Source organism: Cytobacillus praedii, from assembly GCF_001439605.1.
Classification (GTDB): domain Bacteria; phylum Bacillota; class Bacilli; order Bacillales; family Cytobacillaceae; genus Cytobacillus; species Cytobacillus praedii.
In genome coordinates, this window is record NZ_LMBX01000004.1 from 59,713 (window position 1) to 77,727 (window position 18,015).

Genomic DNA, 18,015 nt, shown 5'->3' on the forward strand with positions numbered 1-18,015 from the left:
TACTCGCCTATCTTCTATTTTTGATCTACCATTTCAATATTATTATAGGGGAAAATTAAATTGACTTTCAATGGGATCAAACTTAAGCAAATCCTTTTGAGGTCCATTGAAAGTTAGTTCATGCATGTACTTTTAATAACTTTATTAAAGCCATTAAAAGGCTAAGCTGCTCCAATAAGTAAGTTATTTCACTAGTAAATTTAGAGTAGTATAACTTCCAAACCATGAACCAAGGGCCCCTCCCAAAAAGAAAATAGTCATATATAATCCATTAATAAGGAAATAGGAGAATCAAAAAACGGAAATAATAATTTATTTATAAATGTTGACAATGAGTAAGAACATGTGATAAATTTATCTCGAGTTAAAGATATTTGAATTCAAATAAAAACGAAACACTTATTTTTTTGAACATATATCTCGAATTCGAGATGAAAATTAACCTAAACAAATTGGAGGAAGTTAAAATGGCAAAATGGACAGTAGATCAATCACATTCATCAGTAGGTTTTGAAGTAAAGCACATGATGGTATCAAAAGTAAAAGGTCAGTTTGATTCTTATACAGCAGTTGTAGAAGCGGATGATTTAACAGATTTAACAACTGCTGCAATCTCATTTAATTTTGACCTAGCTAGTATTAACACCAAAAATGAAGATCGTGATAATCACTTGAAATCAGCTGATTTCTTTGATGTAGAGAATAACCCATCCATTGACTTTACATCTACAAGCATTACAAAAGATGGGGATGACTACAAAGTAACTGGTAACTTAACAATCAAGGGTGTAACTAAACCAGTAACATTCGATGTTGAATACGGTGGCAAAGGAACAAATCCATGGGGCGTTGAAGTGTATGGTTTCGAAGCAGAAGCAAAAATTAACCGTGAAGAATTTGGCCTTACATGGAACGCAGCACTTGAAACAGGTGGCGTCTTAGTGGGAAAGGATATCAAAATTAAAGTTGAATTAGAAGTAAATCCAGCAGCATAATTTAAAGCTTGTGAGATGATGCTGAAACTACATGATAAATTCAGAATCATCAACTTGTCTTAAGGAGTGATACGAATGGGTAGAGCTAGTGATGAATTGAAAGCTGAAACTGTCATACTTCGTGCCTCCCAAGCTATTCAAGAAGTCATTCGAAAAGATGTAGCAAATTATGGGTTAAATCCTACGGAATTCGCATGTCTAGAACTGTTGTATCATAAGGGTGACCAACCCATTCAAATGATTGGAAAAAAGGTTCTTATTTCCAGCAGCAGCATCACCTATGTTGTAGATAAACTAGTGCAAAAAAAGTATGTACGACGCCAGGGATGTCCAGAAGATCGACGTGTTATATATGCAGTTTTGACAAGTGAAGGCAAAGCATTAATGGATGAAATCTTTCCACAACATGCAATCAAAATTGAAGAAATTTTTGATGGTTTAAATGCTGATGAGGTTAAACAAACAATTGAATTATTAAAGCGAGTAGGTTGCAGAGCGATAAACAGCTAATTTTTTTATCGAATAATCTCAAATTCGAGATAATTAAAATAGAGAGAACTGTCATGAGCGCATTAAAAGGTTTATATCATTTATTAAGATTTATTAAGAAATTACAAGCAGTTCGAATCAAACTGCAAACAAATTGAAAAATTAGTACGGCAAATCCATATAGTTTATAAATTGGAATTGGACTAGGAATACTTGTAAGGAGGTGAAAAATTAAAATGGGATTTTTAACTAAACTATTTGGAGTTAAACAAGAGGAGGAAGAAACGATGACAAAATTAAACATTGGTATTATTTTAGGGTCTACACGTGAAGGAAGAGTAAGTCCACAAGTAGGTGCATGGGTAAAAGAAATCGCAGACAAACGCGGTGACGCTAACTATACAGTTATTGATATTGCAGATTACAAATTGCCATTACTTGGTGAGGCAGGTGCAGATGCTTCAGGAGCGGCAGCATGGTCAGAAATTATTGCAGCTCAGGATGGATTCGTATTTATCGTTCAAGAATACAACCATTCAATTACAGGAGCTCTTAAAAATGCATTAGACTATCTTCGTGAAGAGTGGAATAACAAAGCGGCTGGGATCGTTTCTTACGGTTCAGTAGGCGGTGCTCGTGCAGCTGAACATTTACGTGGCATTTTAGGGGAATTATTAGTTGCTGACGTTCGTGTACATCCAGCACTATCATTATTCACTGATTTTGAAAACGGTACTGACTTTAAACCAAAGGCAGTACAAGAGGATTCAGTTAACCAAATGTTAGATCAATTACTTCCTTGGTCAAAAGCATTATTCACAATCCGATAATTTAAAAGTAAATCTAACTGAAATTTATATTATATACATGTGCATAAACAATGCACATGTATATAATGACAATCATTCAAAGGAGTATGAAGATTGAGCAGATCATTATCAAACAAATTTGATGGATGTGCTCAGTAATTATACTAAAGAAAAGAGTGTAGGGAGAACAGATATACTTCAATCAGGTAACTATTGATATATTAAACTTATATGAATTTTTTGGTTAGTACCTTTAAGGAAAGATTCTTAATAAGGGGAAGCGGAAAGCAGAAAGCCCCCGGATAACGGTTAGTGAGTTTGTTCAAATAATTTAAAGAAAAAATAGGAGTGAAAAAATGAGTAAAAAAATAATGGGAATACATCATATTACAGCAATTGTAGGGCACCCACAGGAAAATGTTGATTTTTATGCAGGAGTATTAGGATTACGTTTAGTGAAACAAACTGTCAATTTTGATGATCCAGGAACCTATCATCTTTATTTTGGAAATGAAGGCGGAAAGCCTGGTACGATCATTACATTTTTTCCATGGGCAGGGGCTCGCCAAGGAGTAATTGGAGATGGACAAGTAGGGGTTACTTCCTATGTTGTTCCGAAGGGCTCATTGAGTTTTTGGAAAAAGAGATTGGAAAAATATAATGTTCACTATACGATCATGGAACGTTTTGGAGAAGAGTTTTTGGAATTTGATGATCCACATGGTCTTCACTTGGAAATAGTTGAAAGAGAAGAAGGCGAAAGAAATACTTGGACTTTCGGAGAGATATCACCTGAAGTAGCGATCAAAGGTTTTGGTGGAGCAACTCTATTATCTGCTCAACCGGACAAAACAGCTGAATTATTAAAAAATGTAATGGGACTAGAAGAAGTGGGACAAGAGGGAGACTTTATTCGCTTTCGTTCAACGGCTGAAATAGGAAATATCATCGACCTAAAATTGACTACTATTGGCCGAGGGCAAATGGGAGTTGGAACGGTTCATCATATTGCATGGCGGGCCAAAGATGATGAGGATCAATTAGATTGGCAAAAATATGTAGCGGCTAATGGGTATGGTGTTACTCCAGTAAAGGATAGAAATTATTTTAATGCGATTTACTTTAGAGAGCATGGAGAAATTCTATTCGAAATTGCAACGGATCCTCCAGGGTTTTCTCATGATGAGTCCCAAGAAACGATGGGTGAAAAATTAATGTTGCCTGAGCAGTATGAGCAATATAGAGAACAGCTTGAACGAACATTGATACCGATTGAAGTAAGAGAGCTGGACTAATTTATTTTTTGAAAAGGAATGATCACTTTGCTATCGATTGACCCAGATTTCATGTCCGAAAGAGAGAATTATAAATTTTTGATAGGAAGTATCATTCCTAGACCGATTGCATTTGTTACTATGATGTCGAAAGATGGAGTTTTGAACGGGGCACCATTTAGCTATTTTAATATTGTTTCATCCAAACCTCCAATGATATCGTTATCCATTCAACGCTCAAACGGGAAAATGAAGGATACTGCCCGAAATATCTTGGAGTCCAAAGAATTTGTTATCCATATCGTTGATGAACAAAATGTAGAAAAAATCAATCAAACAGCGGCTAGCCTCCCATCTGAACAAAGTGAAGTAGAGGCAGCAGATTTAACACCTGTTCAAAGTATGCGGATATCCGTACCGGGTGTTAAAGAATCGAAAATTCGGATGGAATGTATATTAGAGCAATCCTTAGAATTAGGGGGCACAGATACTCCTGGCTGTGATATGGTTATTGGAAGAGTCGTTCAATTTCATATAGAAGATGGGATTTATGATAAAGGAAGAATTGATTCTAGGGGACTAGCAGCCATAAGCAGATTGGCAGGACAATCTTACGCAAAAATCGGTGAGATTTTCGAAATAGAAAGGCCAAAATAGGATAATTTCAAAATTTGGATGTGGGGCGAAAAAATATGCTTAATACAGCAGGTATTCATCATATCACAGCAATGGTAAATGATGCGCAACGAAATATTGATTTTTATGCAGGGGTACTAGGGTTAAGACTTGTCAAAAAAACAATTAATTTTGACCGCCCAGAAGTATATCACCTTTACTTTGGAAATGAAACTGGAGAACCAGGTACAGTTATTACTTTCTTTCCATTGGCTAAACAGCTGAAAGGAAGAATTGGAACAGGCCAGGTAGGTGTTACTAGCTATTCAATACCTAAGGGATCTGCACCATTTTGGGAACATCGATTGAAAAAATTTGATGTGGAATACACCACTGCAAATCGTTTTGGTGAAACCTATATAAAATTTAATGACCCAGACGGACTCCATCTTGAATTAGTTGAGCGCGAAGAAGGACCTATGAATACTTGGAGCTTTGGGGAAGTTCACAAGGAGAATGCAATAAAAGGGTTTACTGGAGCAGTATTGTATTCTGCACAGCCACATAAGACAGCGGATGTATTAGAAAATGTTCTGGGATTGGAGTGTATTGGCCAAGAACAAGAATTTCTTAGATTTAAGTCTCAGGCACATATTGGGAATACAATTGACATCCATTTAAAACCAGCTGTTCGAGGGTTAATGGGAGCTGGAACGGTTCACCATATCGCTTGGAGAGCTAAAGATGAAGCAGAGCATCTAAGATGGAGAACGCTGCTCCTTGAAAAAGGATACTATCCAACAGAGATCCTTGATCGTAATTACTTTAAAGCGCTGTATTTTCATGAAGGCGGCGGCATTCTCTTTGAAATCGCAACAGACCCTCCAGGATTTACGGCAGATGAACCAGTTGACCAGCTTGGAGGGAAACTGATGCTGCCATCCTGGTTAGAACCGAAAAGAGAAGAATTAGAGGAAATGTTACCTGATGTGAAGGCACGTGTACTAGAGGAGGGAGATAAATAATGAAACACATATTTAATAAGGGGCAAAATCCAGCAAAGCCAACGTTATTAATGCTGCATGGTACCGGTGGGAACGAACTGGACTTACTGCCATTAGCAGGAAGAATAGATGATGAAGCAAATGTGTTAAGTGTTAGAGGAAATGTATTAGAAAATGGAATGCCTAGATTCTTTCGCAGATTAGCTGAAGGTGTATTTGATGAAGAGGATTTAATTTTTCGAACGAAGGAATTAAATGATTTCCTTACGGAAGCTGCAGAAAAGTATGAATTTGATCGGAACAACATCATCGCTATCGGTTATTCAAATGGAGCAAATATAGCAGCCAGCCTGCTATTTCATTTCCAAAATGCATTAAAAGGTGCGATTCTTCACCATCCTATGGTTCCAAGAAGAGGAATCGAGCTTCCAGACCTATCTGGGAAGTCCGTCTTTATCGCGGCAGGAACGAACGATCCGATTTGCTCTCCGGAGGAGTCAGTAGAATTACAAAATTTACTGGTAAAAGCGAATGCGAATGTAGAACTTCACTGGGAGAATAGAGGTCATCAATTGACCATCAATGAAGTAGAAAAAGCTTCGGAGTGGTATTTGAAGCTGTAATGTTTTATTTGGGCGTTCGCTATGCACAAAGGGATTTCTTAGGATGACTGCAGTTTCTAGAGGGATAGAAAATGGACATAGCGAAAACAAAATGGGTAAAAACAAATTAATCATTATTCTTTGAAGCTAATCGGAAACTTATCGATTAGCTTTTTCTTAGTTTTTAAAATAAAAAAAGAATTATCATTTAATGCATTAATCATTTATTTAACAAACGAGGGAACACTTAAAATAACATAATTATTCCACTCTACTTTTAAGCAGAGATCTTTTAGAGAAACTCAATCAGGGGAATTTATTAATCATTAGATGCAGCATAACCAGCTGGAGGGACATTCATGGACAACATAAATTGTGATTTTTCACCTATGAAAAGGAATTTAGAAAACGGGATTAAACACATCATTCATCTACTGGAATCAAATTTACAAGTTCTCAGTAATCAAAACTATTGTGTATTGGGAAGTCTAGAAAATATTAAAAATGAGCTTAATACAATAGAATCTACAGCTGCCTCCTATTATTTAAATTGCTATTTATCCTCCTTTACTGACACCTATAATGATTTGTCTTCTACTGTACAGCACCTTTCAAAACTAAAGCACGGGGCATTGATCGTAGTGGAGCGTGGCGATTCCATTGAAACGATTATTCAAAAAGGGACAACAATAGGAGCAATGGTAACACCTAAATTGTTGGGATCGATTTTTTACCCTGGGAACCCTCTCCATGATGGGGCTGTTTTAATCCGAGGAAATGTTGTTGTTTCGGCAGCGAATGTTCTACCCTTAACAAATAAAGTATTTGAGGGAAGAAAACTTGGAACACGTCACCGTGCAGCTCTTGGAATATCTGAACAAAGTGATGCCCTTGCACTTGTTGTTTCCGAGGAAACTGGGAAAATTTCTCTTGCTTTAAACGGGAATCTATATCCAATTAACACGACTCAGCCCATTATTTTTTAAGTTACAACATAGCAAATTAGTTAGGGAATAATGTCTATGTAAAAAAATTTAGTGATAAATCGTAAAGTAATTATAAAACAGATGATGTTGATGAAAAAAGATATTGTGTCAAAAGCAATATCTTTTTTTTATATTCGTTTTTTCATTCGCACTGCAATTTAGTTCTGTAGTATTGTCATTTATAAATAGTTATTCGAATTTTTTCAATAAATCAATTGACTTTCCCCTTTACTGAAGAGTTTATACTTTGATCAAATAAACAAAATGGAGGACATAAGATGTTTAAAATAGGTGATTTTTCTATGTTAAGTAAAGTTCCTGTAAAAACGTTAAGGTATTATGACCAAATTGAATTATTAAAGCCCCAGAAGACGGATCGAGATACAGGGTATCGATATTATTCAGCAGAACAGCTTCTTGAAGTAAATCGGATCTTTTTATACAAAGAATTAGGCTTTACCTTAAAACAAATAGCTCAGCTCCTTCATGAAGAAATTTCTTTAGAACAGATTCAGGGGATGTTTAAGCTGAAAGAGAGCGAAATTCAACAGTTGTTGGAGAAAGAACAAGAAAAATTAGTCCGTATTAAAGAACGGATGCAGTTAATCGGACGGGAAGGGAGTGCTGAAAGGGAGCAGGAGGTTATTATAAAAACAGTTGAAAGAGAGCGACTCATTTCTTTTCGTTCTCACGGATCAGTAGAAGAGATTCCCCTTCTCTTTCAGACCCTTAATCATTTGCTAGGAAAATCTAATCGAGATTTGATAACCGAAACTCAAACTGTGCTATGGAGAGAATCAGCTGAAAAAGAAACTGATTTTGAATTTGAAGTGGGGTATTCTGTCAAAGGTGAAATTGCCTCTCTTCCAGAGGAGTTATATATACGTTCCTTACCAGCTGAAACAACGATGGCTACGCTGCTATTTCATTCAAAATCAACTTTTGCACAAACTGCTTGTATTGATTTGGCGACATGGATAGAGAAAAATGGCTATCGAGTGAAAGAAGATCAGCCGGGTAGAGAAATTTATTTACCATTGTCTGAAAACCAAGAAGATAGATTAATTGAAATTCAAATCCCGATTGAACTATGAAGTAGATTTTCTAATGAATTTGTGATTCATATCATAAATTCTAAACTACATTTAATTTTTGAGAGTTGTACTGTTCGTTTATTTTGGTAGCAACATAATTTGTTGTACGAAGGAGATATGTTTTGATGAAAAATAAAACAGTCATCTATTTGCTTGCCTTAGCAGCTTTTTTAATAGGAACGATTGAATATATCATCACAGGTATCATTCAAATGATAGCAACTGACTTAAGTGTATCTACATCTGTTGCTGGGTTATTGGTCACTTCATTCGCACTTTCAGCGGCTATTGGTGCACCTATTGTCATTGCTCTCACTATTAATTTTGACCGCAAGAAAATATTGTTATCGATGCTTATTATTTTCATTTTGAGTAATTTTATCACTTTTTTTAGTCATTCTTTTGAAATGATTCTTTTCACACGAATTTTGCAAGGATTAAGTGGTGGGATTGCAATTGTCGTAGCAATGGCTGTTGCTACTCGTCTTGTTGAGAATGAAAAAAGAGGAAGTGCTATTGGGATCATTTTAATGGGTTTAAGCAGCTCCTTAGTTTTTGGCGTACCACTGGGCACATTTCTCAGTGAGATCATAGGATGGAGGGGATTATTCGTATTAATTGGTTTAATAACAATTATTCCACTACTCGCAGTTTATAGGCTTGTTCCTCCTATTAAGGAACAAGAACCAGTTACGATTGGTTTGCAATTATCTATCTTAAAAGATAAAAGAATTGTGTTCGCAGTTGCAGTAACGTTATTTTATGTAGGCGGCTATTCCACATTATTCACCTATTTAACACCATTCTTACAAGCTTCAGCGAATCTCACAATTGCAGAAATTAGTGGTATTTTATTACTTGCGGGAATCTGCAGCTTCATCGGCTCTAGCATTGGAGGGATAGCTGCGGATAAAAAAGGTCCAAGGTTTACGATTTTCACTGGATTAATATTACAAATACTCATGTTGTTGTCACTGGCAATAATCGGAGGAAATCTAGTTGGCATAATTGCTGTTATCATGATTTGGATGATAGCTACGTGGAGTACTTCTCCAGCCCAGCAACTATATTTAGTTACGCTGGTACCAAAATCTCCTGATATCGCCTTAAGTGTGAACACTTCTTTTATTCAATTTGGATTCGCCCTAGGTTCGGGATTAGGAGGTCTTGTGATAATGGACACATCTGTATTGAATCTCAGTTGGGTCAGTGCCGGCACTGTTGTTTTTGCTTTACTAATGACCTTCATATTAGTTGCTTTTGAAAGAATCTCTAGCAGTAAGACATTGATGGAAAAATGTTAGAAACGTTCGTCTATTTCAACTATTGGTTCGAATTTGAGTGTAAGGAAAGTAGTTATAATTTTTTTCCATAAATAACAGATCTTTTGAACAAACCTTATTTAAACAACAGCATCAGTAAAAGTGCGCCAACACTTTTACTGATGCTTGATTTCAAATCCTTGGCATTAATTATTTATTTTAAGAGATATTTATAGTAGGCAGGAAATTCTCGTATTATCGAATAGATATCTCTAAGCTCAAAAATCTCAGCATGGGCTGAATAGACTTTTTCAATATCCATTTTTTAAAATGCTAATTTTGTTCTACTTACATGAAAATATTGTGTAATAACCATAACTGAGTTTAGATCTAGCTCATGCATAATTTCTTTAGTATTTTCGGCAGTCATATAGGAGTTGTAACCGTTACTATCTATAATTTTATCCTTAGGTATCCCTTTATCAATTAAATAGGATTTCATAACGGCTGGTTCATTATATCCCTCCTTACCAATCCCGCCACTAACAATAATGAAAGTAAAGTAGCCTTCTTCATAAAGTTCTACAGACTTATTTAACCTTGCCTCCAATCTTTTTGAAGGTTGTCCATCTTTTTCTACTTTATTTCCTAGAACTACAGCTGCGTCTACTGTCTCTATCTCATCATTCAATCGATCGATTATCAGTAAAGTAATATGGATGGTAAACCAGATTAAAAGACTTGTCCCAGATATTAAAAGTATTTTTTTGAAAAGGAAGTTCAAAATCACCTTTAATCTCAGTATTTTCATATTTTTAATCTCTAAGATCATCATATAAAAATACTATTTGAAATAGTAGTATATAGATTGAAATATTTACCTTTATAATTTATCTAGGATATGTTTTCAGATTTGTTAGTTTCCTGTTCAATAAATGAATGGTATAGGGGTTCAGGAGTATGGAGCGGGGGAACCAGAGGAGAAATTTATGACGAAAATTGGATTAATAAGACACCGTGTTACAGAATGGAATGATCTTGGTAAAGCACAAGGGATAACTGATGTTCCGTTAAATGATGAAGGCATAAGCCAAGCAATTAAATTGGGACATAGACTATCAGAAGATGAGAGATGGGATATGATTTTTACAAGTGATTTATCCAGAGCATTGAAACTGCAAAAATTATTGGTAGTAGAATTAATTTACCCATAAAGAGTTTAGATAAAAGAATACGAGAAATAAATTGTGGGAAAATTGAGGGAACAACTGAAGAGGAAAGGATTCAAATATGGGGAGAGAACTGGCGTGATTTGGATCTCGGGATGGAGACATTTAGGGATGCAGCAAATAGAGGCATACAATTTGTAGAAGAAATAAATCGTGTATATAGAGGGAAACGAGTTTTAGTAGTGAGTCACGGTGCTCTAATAGGGCTGACATTACAACATTTACTTCCAGATAGATTTTCTACAACATATATTGATAATACTTCTATTACAATTCTTCAGAATATTGAAGGTAACTGGACCTGCAATCTTTATAACTGTACTGTACATTTGAAATAATTCTCTTATTAAACAAATAGTGCTTATCGTTTCATTATGGATTGTTCAATTAGAGATTTTGGGATGTGATTTGAACAATGAGTGAAAGTATAAAAAATATAAAGGGATACTTTTCTCTAACAGTTGTGTATCCTTTATCTTATATAATGATTTTCTTGAATCGGCTGAAATGTGAGAAGCGTCTTTCTTGATGAATCGGACATTTTAATGGAAGAAGCATATCAAGAAAAATTGATTACTTATTGTAATGCTATCATGATATTTGTGAAAGGTTGAAAAAAATTTTAGCATCCTTAATAGAAGAAGCTTTAGTTACCTTTGACTTTTACTAAAAGAAAATCTATAATAAGCATTGTATTTTTAAAATTTTAGGAGGATTATTAAAAAATGACACATTCTATGAGACTACGTTTTCCCACTTTGAACCAGTAATTGAATATGGTCAAAGACTCTGTTTGTATATGCAGAGTAAACGGGATAAGTCTGTCCTTTTTTAATAATCTTCATTTCAAATACAATTATGTATTGTGGAGAAAGGTGGATCATTCTGCCTTTCTTTATTTTTATGTAATTTCCTTTCTTTTTTTGCGAAAGGGAGGTCTATTTGATGACAGCTACCATAATGAACTCTGCCTATAAGAACGGGTCATTTTCCCTTTACTCTAAATCACAGACAGATTGTCTGTGATTTTTTATTGTCTTTTTTTAAATGATTGTGGTGAATTTAAATGATGATGTTACTTTCTCTATTGATATAAGAGCTTCATCTTCAGCTCGTATCGGTGAAGAATCGATATGAAAATTTTTAGTAAGCATTGATTAAAATGTAAATTTTTGTAATATATTCAGAGCAGTTCTTTTCATTATTGAGTAGTGATGCTGTTCAATTTAGTATTATTTGGTGGTTAACAGATCGACAGGTTCACCACTTGTATTAACTCGCAGGACTAGCAGTTTTTTTGCCGCAAGCTTTAGTTGGACCATTAGCAGGAACATTGTCGGATTGTTACTCTCGGAAAATGATGATGATTTTGGCAGATATAACAGTTGCGCTGATGGAGTTTACTCTTATTTACAATGATGTAATTTAGCGAGCCAAGTATCGTATTAATCGTACTCGTTTTAGTCATCCGTTCACTTGCTACTGTCTTTCATATACCGGCAATGAAGAAAGCTTCTGTTCCACTTCTTGCATCTGAGATCAACTTGCAAAGGCTGCGGGCTGGTGACAGACGGTAAGTTCAATGCCAAATATTGGAGGATCGGCAGCAGAAATGTCGTTACTTGCAGTTAGCTCGCTCGTATAGATGTTTTATTTTCAGCTTATATCAAAGCGGAAAATGAACCTCAGTTACTGGGGCGAGTCTTCAGTTATGTTACAAGTACATCGTTACTATCGCCACGAATTGGGTATGCGCTAGCTGGAGTTATTTATTGAATTAACAAGTGTTGCTGCACTATTTTCTATAATAGGTTTTTTAATTATTTTAATCGGAGTTGTGGCAAAGAAGGCGATGCAGGAGGGGAGAATATGCAATTCTTATTATTTTTTTGATACGAGCTTGAACTAGAAGCTCGTATCGATCCTAGCTATCGATACGAAATTACAAAAATTTCGGGAGGTAGCAAATATGGAACAAATTTGTTTTGAATTAGAAAATGTCAAAGTGACTTATTTAGATAGAGAAGTATTAAAGATTGAACGCTTAGCAATACATCAATTTGACCGCATTGGGATTGTAGGGAAAAATGGTGCTGGGAAAAGTACTATATTAAAATTACTGGCGGGTACTGTTCAACCAACAAATGGAAAAGTGTACCGCCACGTAGAGTGCGGTTATTTTGAGCAAACTGAAGCTCCAACAGCCGCAGAAGCAGATCCAGCATTATTAGGTAAATTGGATGTACCAAGAGACCCTGAACAATTGAGTGGTGGAGAGCAAACAAGGCTAAAGCTTGCACAACTGTTTACTCACTATTATGAAGCGCTGCTAATTGATGAGCCAACAACACACTTGGATCAAGATGGCATTTCGTTTCTACTTGATGAACTCAAGTTTTACTATGGAGCGCTTCTGTTAATTAGTCATGACCGTGCTGTACTAGACGAACTCTGCACTACGATTTGGGAAGTACATGAAGGCAAAGTACGTGTTTATTCAGGGAATTACAGCCAATATATGGCACAGAAGCAGTTAGAACGAGACCAACAGAATCAAGCTCACGAACAGTTCTTAAAAGAAAAGAGCCGGCTTGAAAAAGCGGCGCAGGAAAAAATGAAAAAGGCTGAAAAAATTGCTCAAGCAGGAAGTATGTCAAAAAGAGAGGCAAATGCCAAACCGAATAAATCGTTTATGACGAAATCCAAAGGCACGAGCCAAAAAGCCGTACAACGTGCAGCAAAAGCAATTGAACATCGAATGGATAAACTTAAGGAAGTGGAAGCTATACAAGAGGAAAGGCAAATTATGTTTCGTCAGTCGAAAGCTTTGGAATTGCATAATAAGTTTCCAATTATGGCAGACCGTTTGACTCTCCAAGTGAAGGATAAAGTGTTATTGGATGAAGTGAGTTTCCAGCTGCCTCTTGGTAAAAAAATAGCCATCACAGGTGCAAATGGCAGTGGCAAAAGTACATTGCTTCACCATATTGCCAATGATGGAGCGGGTTTAACTATGTCTCCAAAAGCAAAAATTGGTTACTTTAGACAAATGGGCTATCAATTTACTAGTGATGAAACGGTATTTCAATTTGTGAAAAATCGTTCAGAATATGATGAAGGATTTTTACGAAGCGTTTTACATTCGATGGAGTTTGTCGGTACAGATATACTAAAAGATGTAAAGTTACTAAGTGGTGGAGAAGCGATTCGCCTACAGCTTTGTCAGTTGTTCCTAGGTGATTATAACATTCTATTATTAGATGAACCGACTAATTTTTTAGATATTCAAGCTATTGGAGCACTAGAACGATTTATATTTGCATATAACGGGACAATCGTATTTGTATCACATGATAAAGAATTTATAAAAAATGTTGCAGATTTACAATTTAATATTTTTGAACAAAAAATAAATCAAAAGTGATTTGAAATTAATCTAAGATAAGCCGCCAAGACCATCTGGGTGGCTTATCTGTCATACTTTCAAATAGTTCATTCACAAGAATGTGACAAATTAGGCTTAAACGAACGGGTTCATTTATTACACAACATGAAACAGTTCAATAGGCTCTACTATTAGTGTGCGATCACACACTTATTTCAAAATCGGGGGTTTTTCTGAAATAAGGAAAGCGTCTTCTTCATGAAAAGGCCAGATTGTGAACAACAGCTGGAACAAGGTGTGTGGTTGTATTTTTAACTAAATGAGAGAGGAGATTAGATTAACTTAATCCCCTATCACATTAATCACTTTTTCTGCAATTAGTTTTTCTAGATAACAAAGTATAAAAAATGTTTTAAACTAAAGAGGCCGTCAAAAGTAGACGGTCTCTTTAGTTATTTAGGATCCTTTTGTGGATGTTTAGAGAACGCGAAGAGGGGAACTAATTTTCTTGCTTTAAACTAGAATGATAAAGTTTAACTCCATTACCTATAACTCAAAAAATTTTCCGAATGGATTTGCCTATACGATAGGAGTCTGTCTATATCGGATCCTTAATCTTATTATTACGAAATATAATAATTAGAAAAAAACACTATAAGAAAGAAATAATTTAAAAAACTACCTATAATTTTTAGGATTCAATTGGTTTTTTTTATTGACGAACGTACGTTCTGTGTTGTAAGGTGTGTTTATGGTAATAATAGTTTAGAGTTACTGCCACTTGAAAATTACTTGAGTATTGAAGAAATTATGACTAAGGAGCTGTTGAATGATGTCAATTAGTTTGAATCCGTATTTGATTTTTGACGGGAACACGAGAGAAGCGGTCCATTTTTATGAGAAAGCGCTTGGCGGAAAAGTGATGGGTATCATGACGTTCGGAGATATGCCGGCAGACCCGAATTACCCGTTGACGGATGATATGAAGAATCGCGTTATGCATGCACATTTGAAAGTTGGAGAAGCAGATCTCATGTTCAGCGATACGTACGAAGGCATGCCTTATCAGCCGGGCAATACGATTCAGATGGCCATTCATCCGAAGGAAGAGGCTAGAGCTAGAGAAATCTTCGCTGCTTTGGAAGACGGTGGACAAGTCATTATGCCCCTTCAGAAGACGGATTGGAGTCCCTTGTATGGGCAAGTAAAGGATAAGTTCGGCGTTACTTTCCAAGTGAACGTCCCTGGAGAGCAATCGTAGTATTAGAAAAAACTTTTCGCTCTATTTTAGGACCAAATTGTGGAGCAATTCCATTACAGGAATGGTACAGAAGTTCTTGTATGGATATAATTGTATTATACTAAATCAAAGGGGGTTTTGCTAAATGAGCCAAAGAGTTCCTTACTATGAAATTTCACCGGATGGTATGGAAATTATGATGAATATGGAAAAGTACACGAAAACGACAACAATTGAACGAAAACTTCGTGAGCTTATTAAAATTCGGGTTTCTCAGATTAATGGATGTGCCTATTGTTTGAACATGCATTCAGCGGATGCTAGAAAAATGGGTGAAACAGAACAAAGAATTTACTGTGTTAGTGCTTGGAAAGAATGTGAATTCTATACAGAAGCAGAAAAAATAGCTTTGGAGCTGGCAGAGCATGTGACGTTAATCCCGACAAAAGGTGTGCCAGACGAGCTTTATCAACGAGTACGTGAGCACTATGACGAGAAACAGTATGTTGACCTTGTTCTAATTATTAATCAAATTAACAGTTGGAATAGAATTTCGATTGCAATGGGTAATAGAGCCACTGAAAAATAATATATTTTTAAATAATCTGCTATAGGGCGCCATTATTGAGTAATGGCGCTTTTTTATGGTTAATTGTTATTTGAAAAGTTTTTGCAACGATTTTACTCCCTCATTCGACTTTATAATGAAAAGGAGGGGATACTCACATGGATGTTGAGAAATTGGTGCAAAAAGCGAAAAAGGGGAATGATGAGGCGTTTGAACTTCTGATCAGTTCTGTTCGTAATAAATTATATCGGACAGCCTTTTCCTATGTTAGAAATGAGCAGGATGCCCTTGATATTTATCAGGAAACCATTTATAAGGCTTATACTTCACTTAAAACATTAAAAAATCCAGCTAGCTTTCAAAGCTGGATTATAAAAATTCTTATTTTCAAGTCTATTGATTTTATTCGAAAAGAGTCCCGGCATTTTACTACAGATGATGAAAAACTATTTGCTGAACTAATTTCTAAAGGAAGCGTAGATTACATAGCTCATTCGATGGATTTATCTGAAGCTTTTAAGTTCTTGGAGCCTAAATACCAAACCATTATTTTACTGCGGTATTATCATGATCTATCCATAAGGGAAATTGCTAACATCATGAATTATCCTGAAGGAACGGTAAAATCACACCTTAGTCGAGCACAAAAAGAACTTAGGCCGATTTTAAAGGAGGGCTATTTTTATGAATAAGGAAAAGTTTAATCATTCTATTGATAACATTGATATACCTCTTGAAAAGCTAGTTGCCAGGGAAAAGGCAGCGATGCTTCAAGCAAAAAAAAGAAGAAAAGTTGGAAGAACAACAAGGCATTCTCTGTTGATTGCCTGTGGATTATGTATGGTCCTTCTTGGCTCCGGATTTGTTTCAACAGGAATGGCAGCAGCTTTATCGAATATCCCGCTTATTGGGCCCATTTATGCGCAATTTAGTGACATCGCATCTGATAAAATTCAAGAAGATCAGCTTACGACAGAAATTGAAAAACAAGATAGTCAAAATGGCTTAACGATGACCGTTAAGGAAGCTGTTTACGATGGGGGCAGATTAATCGTAACAGTAGAATATACAGGTCAGAAAAAACTTTCGCTTTCAGAAGAAACGGTTGGCATAAATTACATTACAATTAACGGGCAGTCGGTCAAGCCTGCCATTGGTTCCACAGGCCAAGATGCAATCGACTCAAAGACAATCATTGAACATCATCAATTTACTTTATCTAATCCTAATGAATACGGTGATAAAATTGAGGTTGCGGTTCATGGGGAAAATTTATTTGGATATAAAGGAAAATGGAATGTAGCTTTTCCGCTAGAAAAAGTTGAAGGGGCTATTCATGAGTTCTATCCAAAAGTAAAAATGAAAATAACTGATAAAGATTATGCAATAACAGCTGACAAAGTAATATTTTCACCTCTATCAACACGAATAGACTTAACAATTGATTACCCTGCTGCCATGGATGAAAACGATACATGGCCATGGTTTGACTTCGAAGTAGTCGATGATAAAGCACGTGTATTTGATCGGTTAAAACTGCAAGCGGGTATGGCTGGGGACTACGGACACCATATGGTATTAGTACTGCCCCCAATGGATGAGCTGCCTCATTCATTAACCATCAAGCCTGCGGAAATAAACAAGGAAGGTTATAGGGAAGAAATTAAGGAATTAGAACTGGTGGTACCTTTTAATAAAAAATAACAAACTTTAAAATTATTCAGGGGTTGTGTAACAAGAAAATAGATCATATTACTTTTAAAAAGGTGATAGGACCTTAATTTTATTTGTTCGATTAATGGGCGCTTTTCTGAAATAAGGGAAGCGTCTTTGTTCATTCAAAAGGCCATTTGAGGAAGAGTTTCAAGAAAAACTTGAATACTTATGTATTGATAGTATTGTATTTGTGAAAGGTTGCACTGAAACTATAGTGCTGTTTAGTTAAAGAAGAAATTAATCAATAAATCGAAGTAATTATCTATATTCAGTAAGTCACAAGGCTTTCTATGTACACCTAACTGCCCCCATGTGAAGACTTCAAAAAATTCTTCCATAGTTCCTGGTCCGCCAGGTAAAGCTTTAAATCCATCAACAAGCTCTGCCATTTTCGCTTTTCTTTCATGCATTGATTCTACGATGATCAGCTCTGACAATTTTTTATGATCTATCTCTCTATTATCTGAAAAACTTGGCATAACACCAATTACGTATCCTCCTTCATTCAGAACCGAATCTGCTACAGCCCCTATAATACCAACACTGGCTCCGCCATAAACAAGTGTAATATTTCGTTTTGCTATTTCTTTACCAAGTTTTTTTGCACTTTCAATATATTTATCAGATGCTCCATTCCTCAATCTACAAAATACTGTCAACTTTTTCAAAATATCCCCTCTTAGAGAATCACAAAGACGATAAAAAACTTTCATTTTTTTGTTAAACTTAAAGTATTGAATTGGAGGT

The 18,015-nt window shown here is 35.7% G+C and carries 17 protein-coding genes and 3 pseudogenes; 17 read left to right on the forward strand and 3 right to left on the reverse strand.

Annotation, left to right across the window (positions count from 1 at the left end; translation table 11 throughout):
* Positions 1 to 118 precede the first annotated feature (118 nt).
* Positions 119 to 276: pseudogene (locus ASU02_RS26840) on the reverse strand (MFS transporter); the annotation flags it as partial.
* A gap of 191 nt (positions 277 to 467) precedes the next feature.
* Between ASU02_RS26840 and ASU02_RS05730 the strand changes: the two are divergent.
* The 10 genes from ASU02_RS05730 (at position 468) to ASU02_RS05775 (ending at position 9,172) form a co-directional block, all read left to right on the forward strand.
* Positions 468 to 995, forward strand: coding sequence for a YceI family protein (locus tag ASU02_RS05730; protein WP_057761881.1), 528 nt, complete (start codon positions 468 to 470; stop codon positions 993 to 995).
* Between the two features lie 75 nt (positions 996 to 1,070).
* A complete protein-coding gene (locus tag ASU02_RS05735) occupies positions 1,071 to 1,505 on the forward strand; it encodes a MarR family winged helix-turn-helix transcriptional regulator (protein ID WP_057761883.1) in 435 nt (144 codons plus the stop codon).
* Between the two features lie 215 nt (positions 1,506 to 1,720).
* A complete protein-coding gene (locus tag ASU02_RS05740; RefSeq protein WP_057761886.1) occupies positions 1,721 to 2,314 on the forward strand; it encodes an NADPH-dependent FMN reductase in 594 nt (197 codons plus the stop codon).
* A 335-nt stretch (positions 2,315 to 2,649) separates the two neighbouring features.
* Positions 2,650 to 3,588: a ring-cleaving dioxygenase gene (locus ASU02_RS05745; RefSeq protein WP_057761888.1), complete on the forward strand. Its 939-nt coding sequence runs from the start codon at positions 2,650 to 2,652 to the stop codon at positions 3,586 to 3,588.
* 27 nt (positions 3,589 to 3,615) lie between these two features.
* On the forward strand, positions 3,616 to 4,224 hold the full coding sequence (locus ASU02_RS05750; RefSeq protein ID WP_057761890.1) for a flavin reductase family protein: 609 nt from the start codon (positions 3,616 to 3,618) through the stop codon (positions 4,222 to 4,224).
* A 35-nt stretch (positions 4,225 to 4,259) separates the two neighbouring features.
* Positions 4,260 to 5,207 (forward strand): ring-cleaving dioxygenase, encoded by a 948-nt coding sequence (locus tag ASU02_RS05755; protein WP_057761893.1) that lies wholly within the window; start codon positions 4,260 to 4,262, stop codon positions 5,205 to 5,207.
* Positions 5,207 to 5,809, forward strand: coding sequence for an alpha/beta hydrolase (locus tag ASU02_RS05760; RefSeq protein WP_057761895.1), 603 nt, complete (start codon positions 5,207 to 5,209; stop codon positions 5,807 to 5,809). Before ASU02_RS05755 ends, ASU02_RS05760 begins: the two co-directional genes overlap by 1 nt.
* Before the next feature lie 338 nt (positions 5,810 to 6,147).
* Entirely contained in the window at positions 6,148 to 6,774 is a 627-nt protein-coding gene (gene cdaS / locus ASU02_RS05765) for a sporulation-specific diadenylate cyclase CdaS (RefSeq protein ID WP_057761896.1), read from the forward strand.
* A 278-nt stretch (positions 6,775 to 7,052) separates the two neighbouring features.
* Complete coding sequence (locus tag ASU02_RS05770) at positions 7,053 to 7,868, forward strand: MerR family transcriptional regulator (protein WP_057761898.1); 816 nt, start codon at positions 7,053 to 7,055, stop codon at positions 7,866 to 7,868.
* Between the two features lie 125 nt (positions 7,869 to 7,993).
* A complete protein-coding gene (locus ASU02_RS05775) occupies positions 7,994 to 9,172 on the forward strand; it encodes an MFS transporter (RefSeq protein WP_057761899.1) in 1,179 nt (392 codons plus the stop codon).
* A 283-nt stretch (positions 9,173 to 9,455) separates the two neighbouring features.
* On the opposite strand, the gene ASU02_RS05780 is transcribed toward ASU02_RS05775, so the two are convergent.
* Positions 9,456 to 9,941 carry a SanA/YdcF family protein gene (locus ASU02_RS05780; RefSeq protein ID WP_232426170.1) on the reverse strand — a complete coding sequence of 162 codons (486 nt, stop codon included), beginning with the start codon at positions 9,939 to 9,941 and terminating at the stop codon, positions 9,456 to 9,458.
* Between the two features lie 178 nt (positions 9,942 to 10,119).
* On the opposite strand from ASU02_RS05780, the pseudogene ASU02_RS05785 reads away from it, so the two are divergent.
* The 7 genes and pseudogenes from ASU02_RS05785 to ASU02_RS05810 all read left to right on the forward strand — a co-directional run bounded on the left by ASU02_RS05785 (position 10,120) and on the right by ASU02_RS05810 (position 17,256).
* A pseudogene (locus tag ASU02_RS05785) lies at positions 10,120 to 10,697 on the forward strand (histidine phosphatase family protein).
* A gap of 387 nt (positions 10,698 to 11,084) precedes the next feature.
* The gene (locus ASU02_RS27335; protein ID WP_105980607.1) at positions 11,085 to 11,129 is read left to right on the forward strand and encodes an erythromycin resistance leader peptide; all 45 of its coding nucleotides are present in this window, start codon (positions 11,085 to 11,087) and stop codon (positions 11,127 to 11,129) included.
* A 1,199-nt stretch (positions 11,130 to 12,328) separates the two neighbouring features.
* Entirely contained in the window at positions 12,329 to 13,783 is a 1,455-nt protein-coding gene (locus tag ASU02_RS05790) for an Msr family ABC-F type ribosomal protection protein (RefSeq protein WP_057761901.1), read from the forward strand.
* A gap of 793 nt (positions 13,784 to 14,576) precedes the next feature.
* Positions 14,577 to 15,005: a VOC family protein gene (locus ASU02_RS05795; RefSeq protein WP_057762308.1), complete on the forward strand. Its 429-nt coding sequence runs from the start codon at positions 14,577 to 14,579 to the stop codon at positions 15,003 to 15,005.
* Positions 15,006 to 15,129: 124 nt separating this feature from the next.
* Positions 15,130 to 15,573, forward strand: a complete 444-nt coding sequence (locus ASU02_RS05800; protein WP_057761903.1) for a carboxymuconolactone decarboxylase family protein — start codon at positions 15,130 to 15,132, stop codon at positions 15,571 to 15,573.
* 137 nt (positions 15,574 to 15,710) lie between these two features.
* Positions 15,711 to 16,244, forward strand: a complete 534-nt coding sequence (locus ASU02_RS05805) for a sigma-70 family RNA polymerase sigma factor (RefSeq protein WP_057761905.1) — start codon at positions 15,711 to 15,713, stop codon at positions 16,242 to 16,244.
* Positions 16,237 to 17,256, forward strand: a complete 1,020-nt coding sequence (locus ASU02_RS05810; RefSeq protein WP_057761907.1) for a DUF4179 domain-containing protein — start codon at positions 16,237 to 16,239, stop codon at positions 17,254 to 17,256. Before ASU02_RS05805 ends, ASU02_RS05810 begins: the two co-directional genes overlap by 8 nt.
* Positions 17,257 to 17,498: 242 nt before the next feature.
* Here ASU02_RS05810 and ASU02_RS05815 read toward each other — a convergent pair.
* A pseudogene (locus ASU02_RS05815) lies at positions 17,499 to 17,936 on the reverse strand (LOG family protein); the annotation flags it as partial.
* Between the last annotated feature and the right edge of the window lie 79 nt (positions 17,937 to 18,015).

What these genes read in the sequence shown, in the direction of transcription:
- ASU02_RS05730 (WP_057761881.1), top strand. Translation starts at nt 468, where the DNA reads ATGGCAAAATGGACAGTAGATCAATCACATTCATCAGTAGGTTTTGAA.
- ASU02_RS05735 (WP_057761883.1), top strand. Translation starts at nt 1,071, where the DNA reads ATGGGTAGAGCTAGTGATGAATTGAAAGCTGAAACTGTCATACTTCGT.
- ASU02_RS05740 (WP_057761886.1), top strand. Translation starts at nt 1,721, where the DNA reads ATGGGATTTTTAACTAAACTATTTGGAGTTAAACAAGAGGAGGAAGAA.
- ASU02_RS05745 (WP_057761888.1), top strand. Translation starts at nt 2,650, where the DNA reads ATGAGTAAAAAAATAATGGGAATACATCATATTACAGCAATTGTAGGG.
- ASU02_RS05755 (WP_057761893.1), top strand. Translation starts at nt 4,260, where the DNA reads ATGCTTAATACAGCAGGTATTCATCATATCACAGCAATGGTAAATGAT.
- ASU02_RS05760 (WP_057761895.1), top strand. Translation starts at nt 5,207, where the DNA reads ATGAAACACATATTTAATAAGGGGCAAAATCCAGCAAAGCCAACGTTA.
- cdaS (WP_057761896.1), top strand. Translation starts at nt 6,148, where the DNA reads ATGGACAACATAAATTGTGATTTTTCACCTATGAAAAGGAATTTAGAA.
- ASU02_RS05770 (WP_057761898.1), top strand. Translation starts at nt 7,053, where the DNA reads ATGTTTAAAATAGGTGATTTTTCTATGTTAAGTAAAGTTCCTGTAAAA.
- ASU02_RS05775 (WP_057761899.1), top strand. Translation starts at nt 7,994, where the DNA reads ATGAAAAATAAAACAGTCATCTATTTGCTTGCCTTAGCAGCTTTTTTA.
- ASU02_RS05780 (WP_232426170.1), bottom strand. Translation starts at nt 9,941, where the DNA reads ATGAAAATACTGAGATTAAAGGTGATTTTGAACTTCCTTTTCAAAAAA.
- ASU02_RS05790 (WP_057761901.1), top strand. Translation starts at nt 12,329, where the DNA reads ATGGAACAAATTTGTTTTGAATTAGAAAATGTCAAAGTGACTTATTTA.
- ASU02_RS05795 (WP_057762308.1), top strand. Translation starts at nt 14,577, where the DNA reads ATGTCAATTAGTTTGAATCCGTATTTGATTTTTGACGGGAACACGAGA.
- ASU02_RS05800 (WP_057761903.1), top strand. Translation starts at nt 15,130, where the DNA reads ATGAGCCAAAGAGTTCCTTACTATGAAATTTCACCGGATGGTATGGAA.
- ASU02_RS05805 (WP_057761905.1), top strand. Translation starts at nt 15,711, where the DNA reads ATGGATGTTGAGAAATTGGTGCAAAAAGCGAAAAAGGGGAATGATGAG.
- ASU02_RS05810 (WP_057761907.1), top strand. Translation starts at nt 16,237, where the DNA reads ATGAATAAGGAAAAGTTTAATCATTCTATTGATAACATTGATATACCT.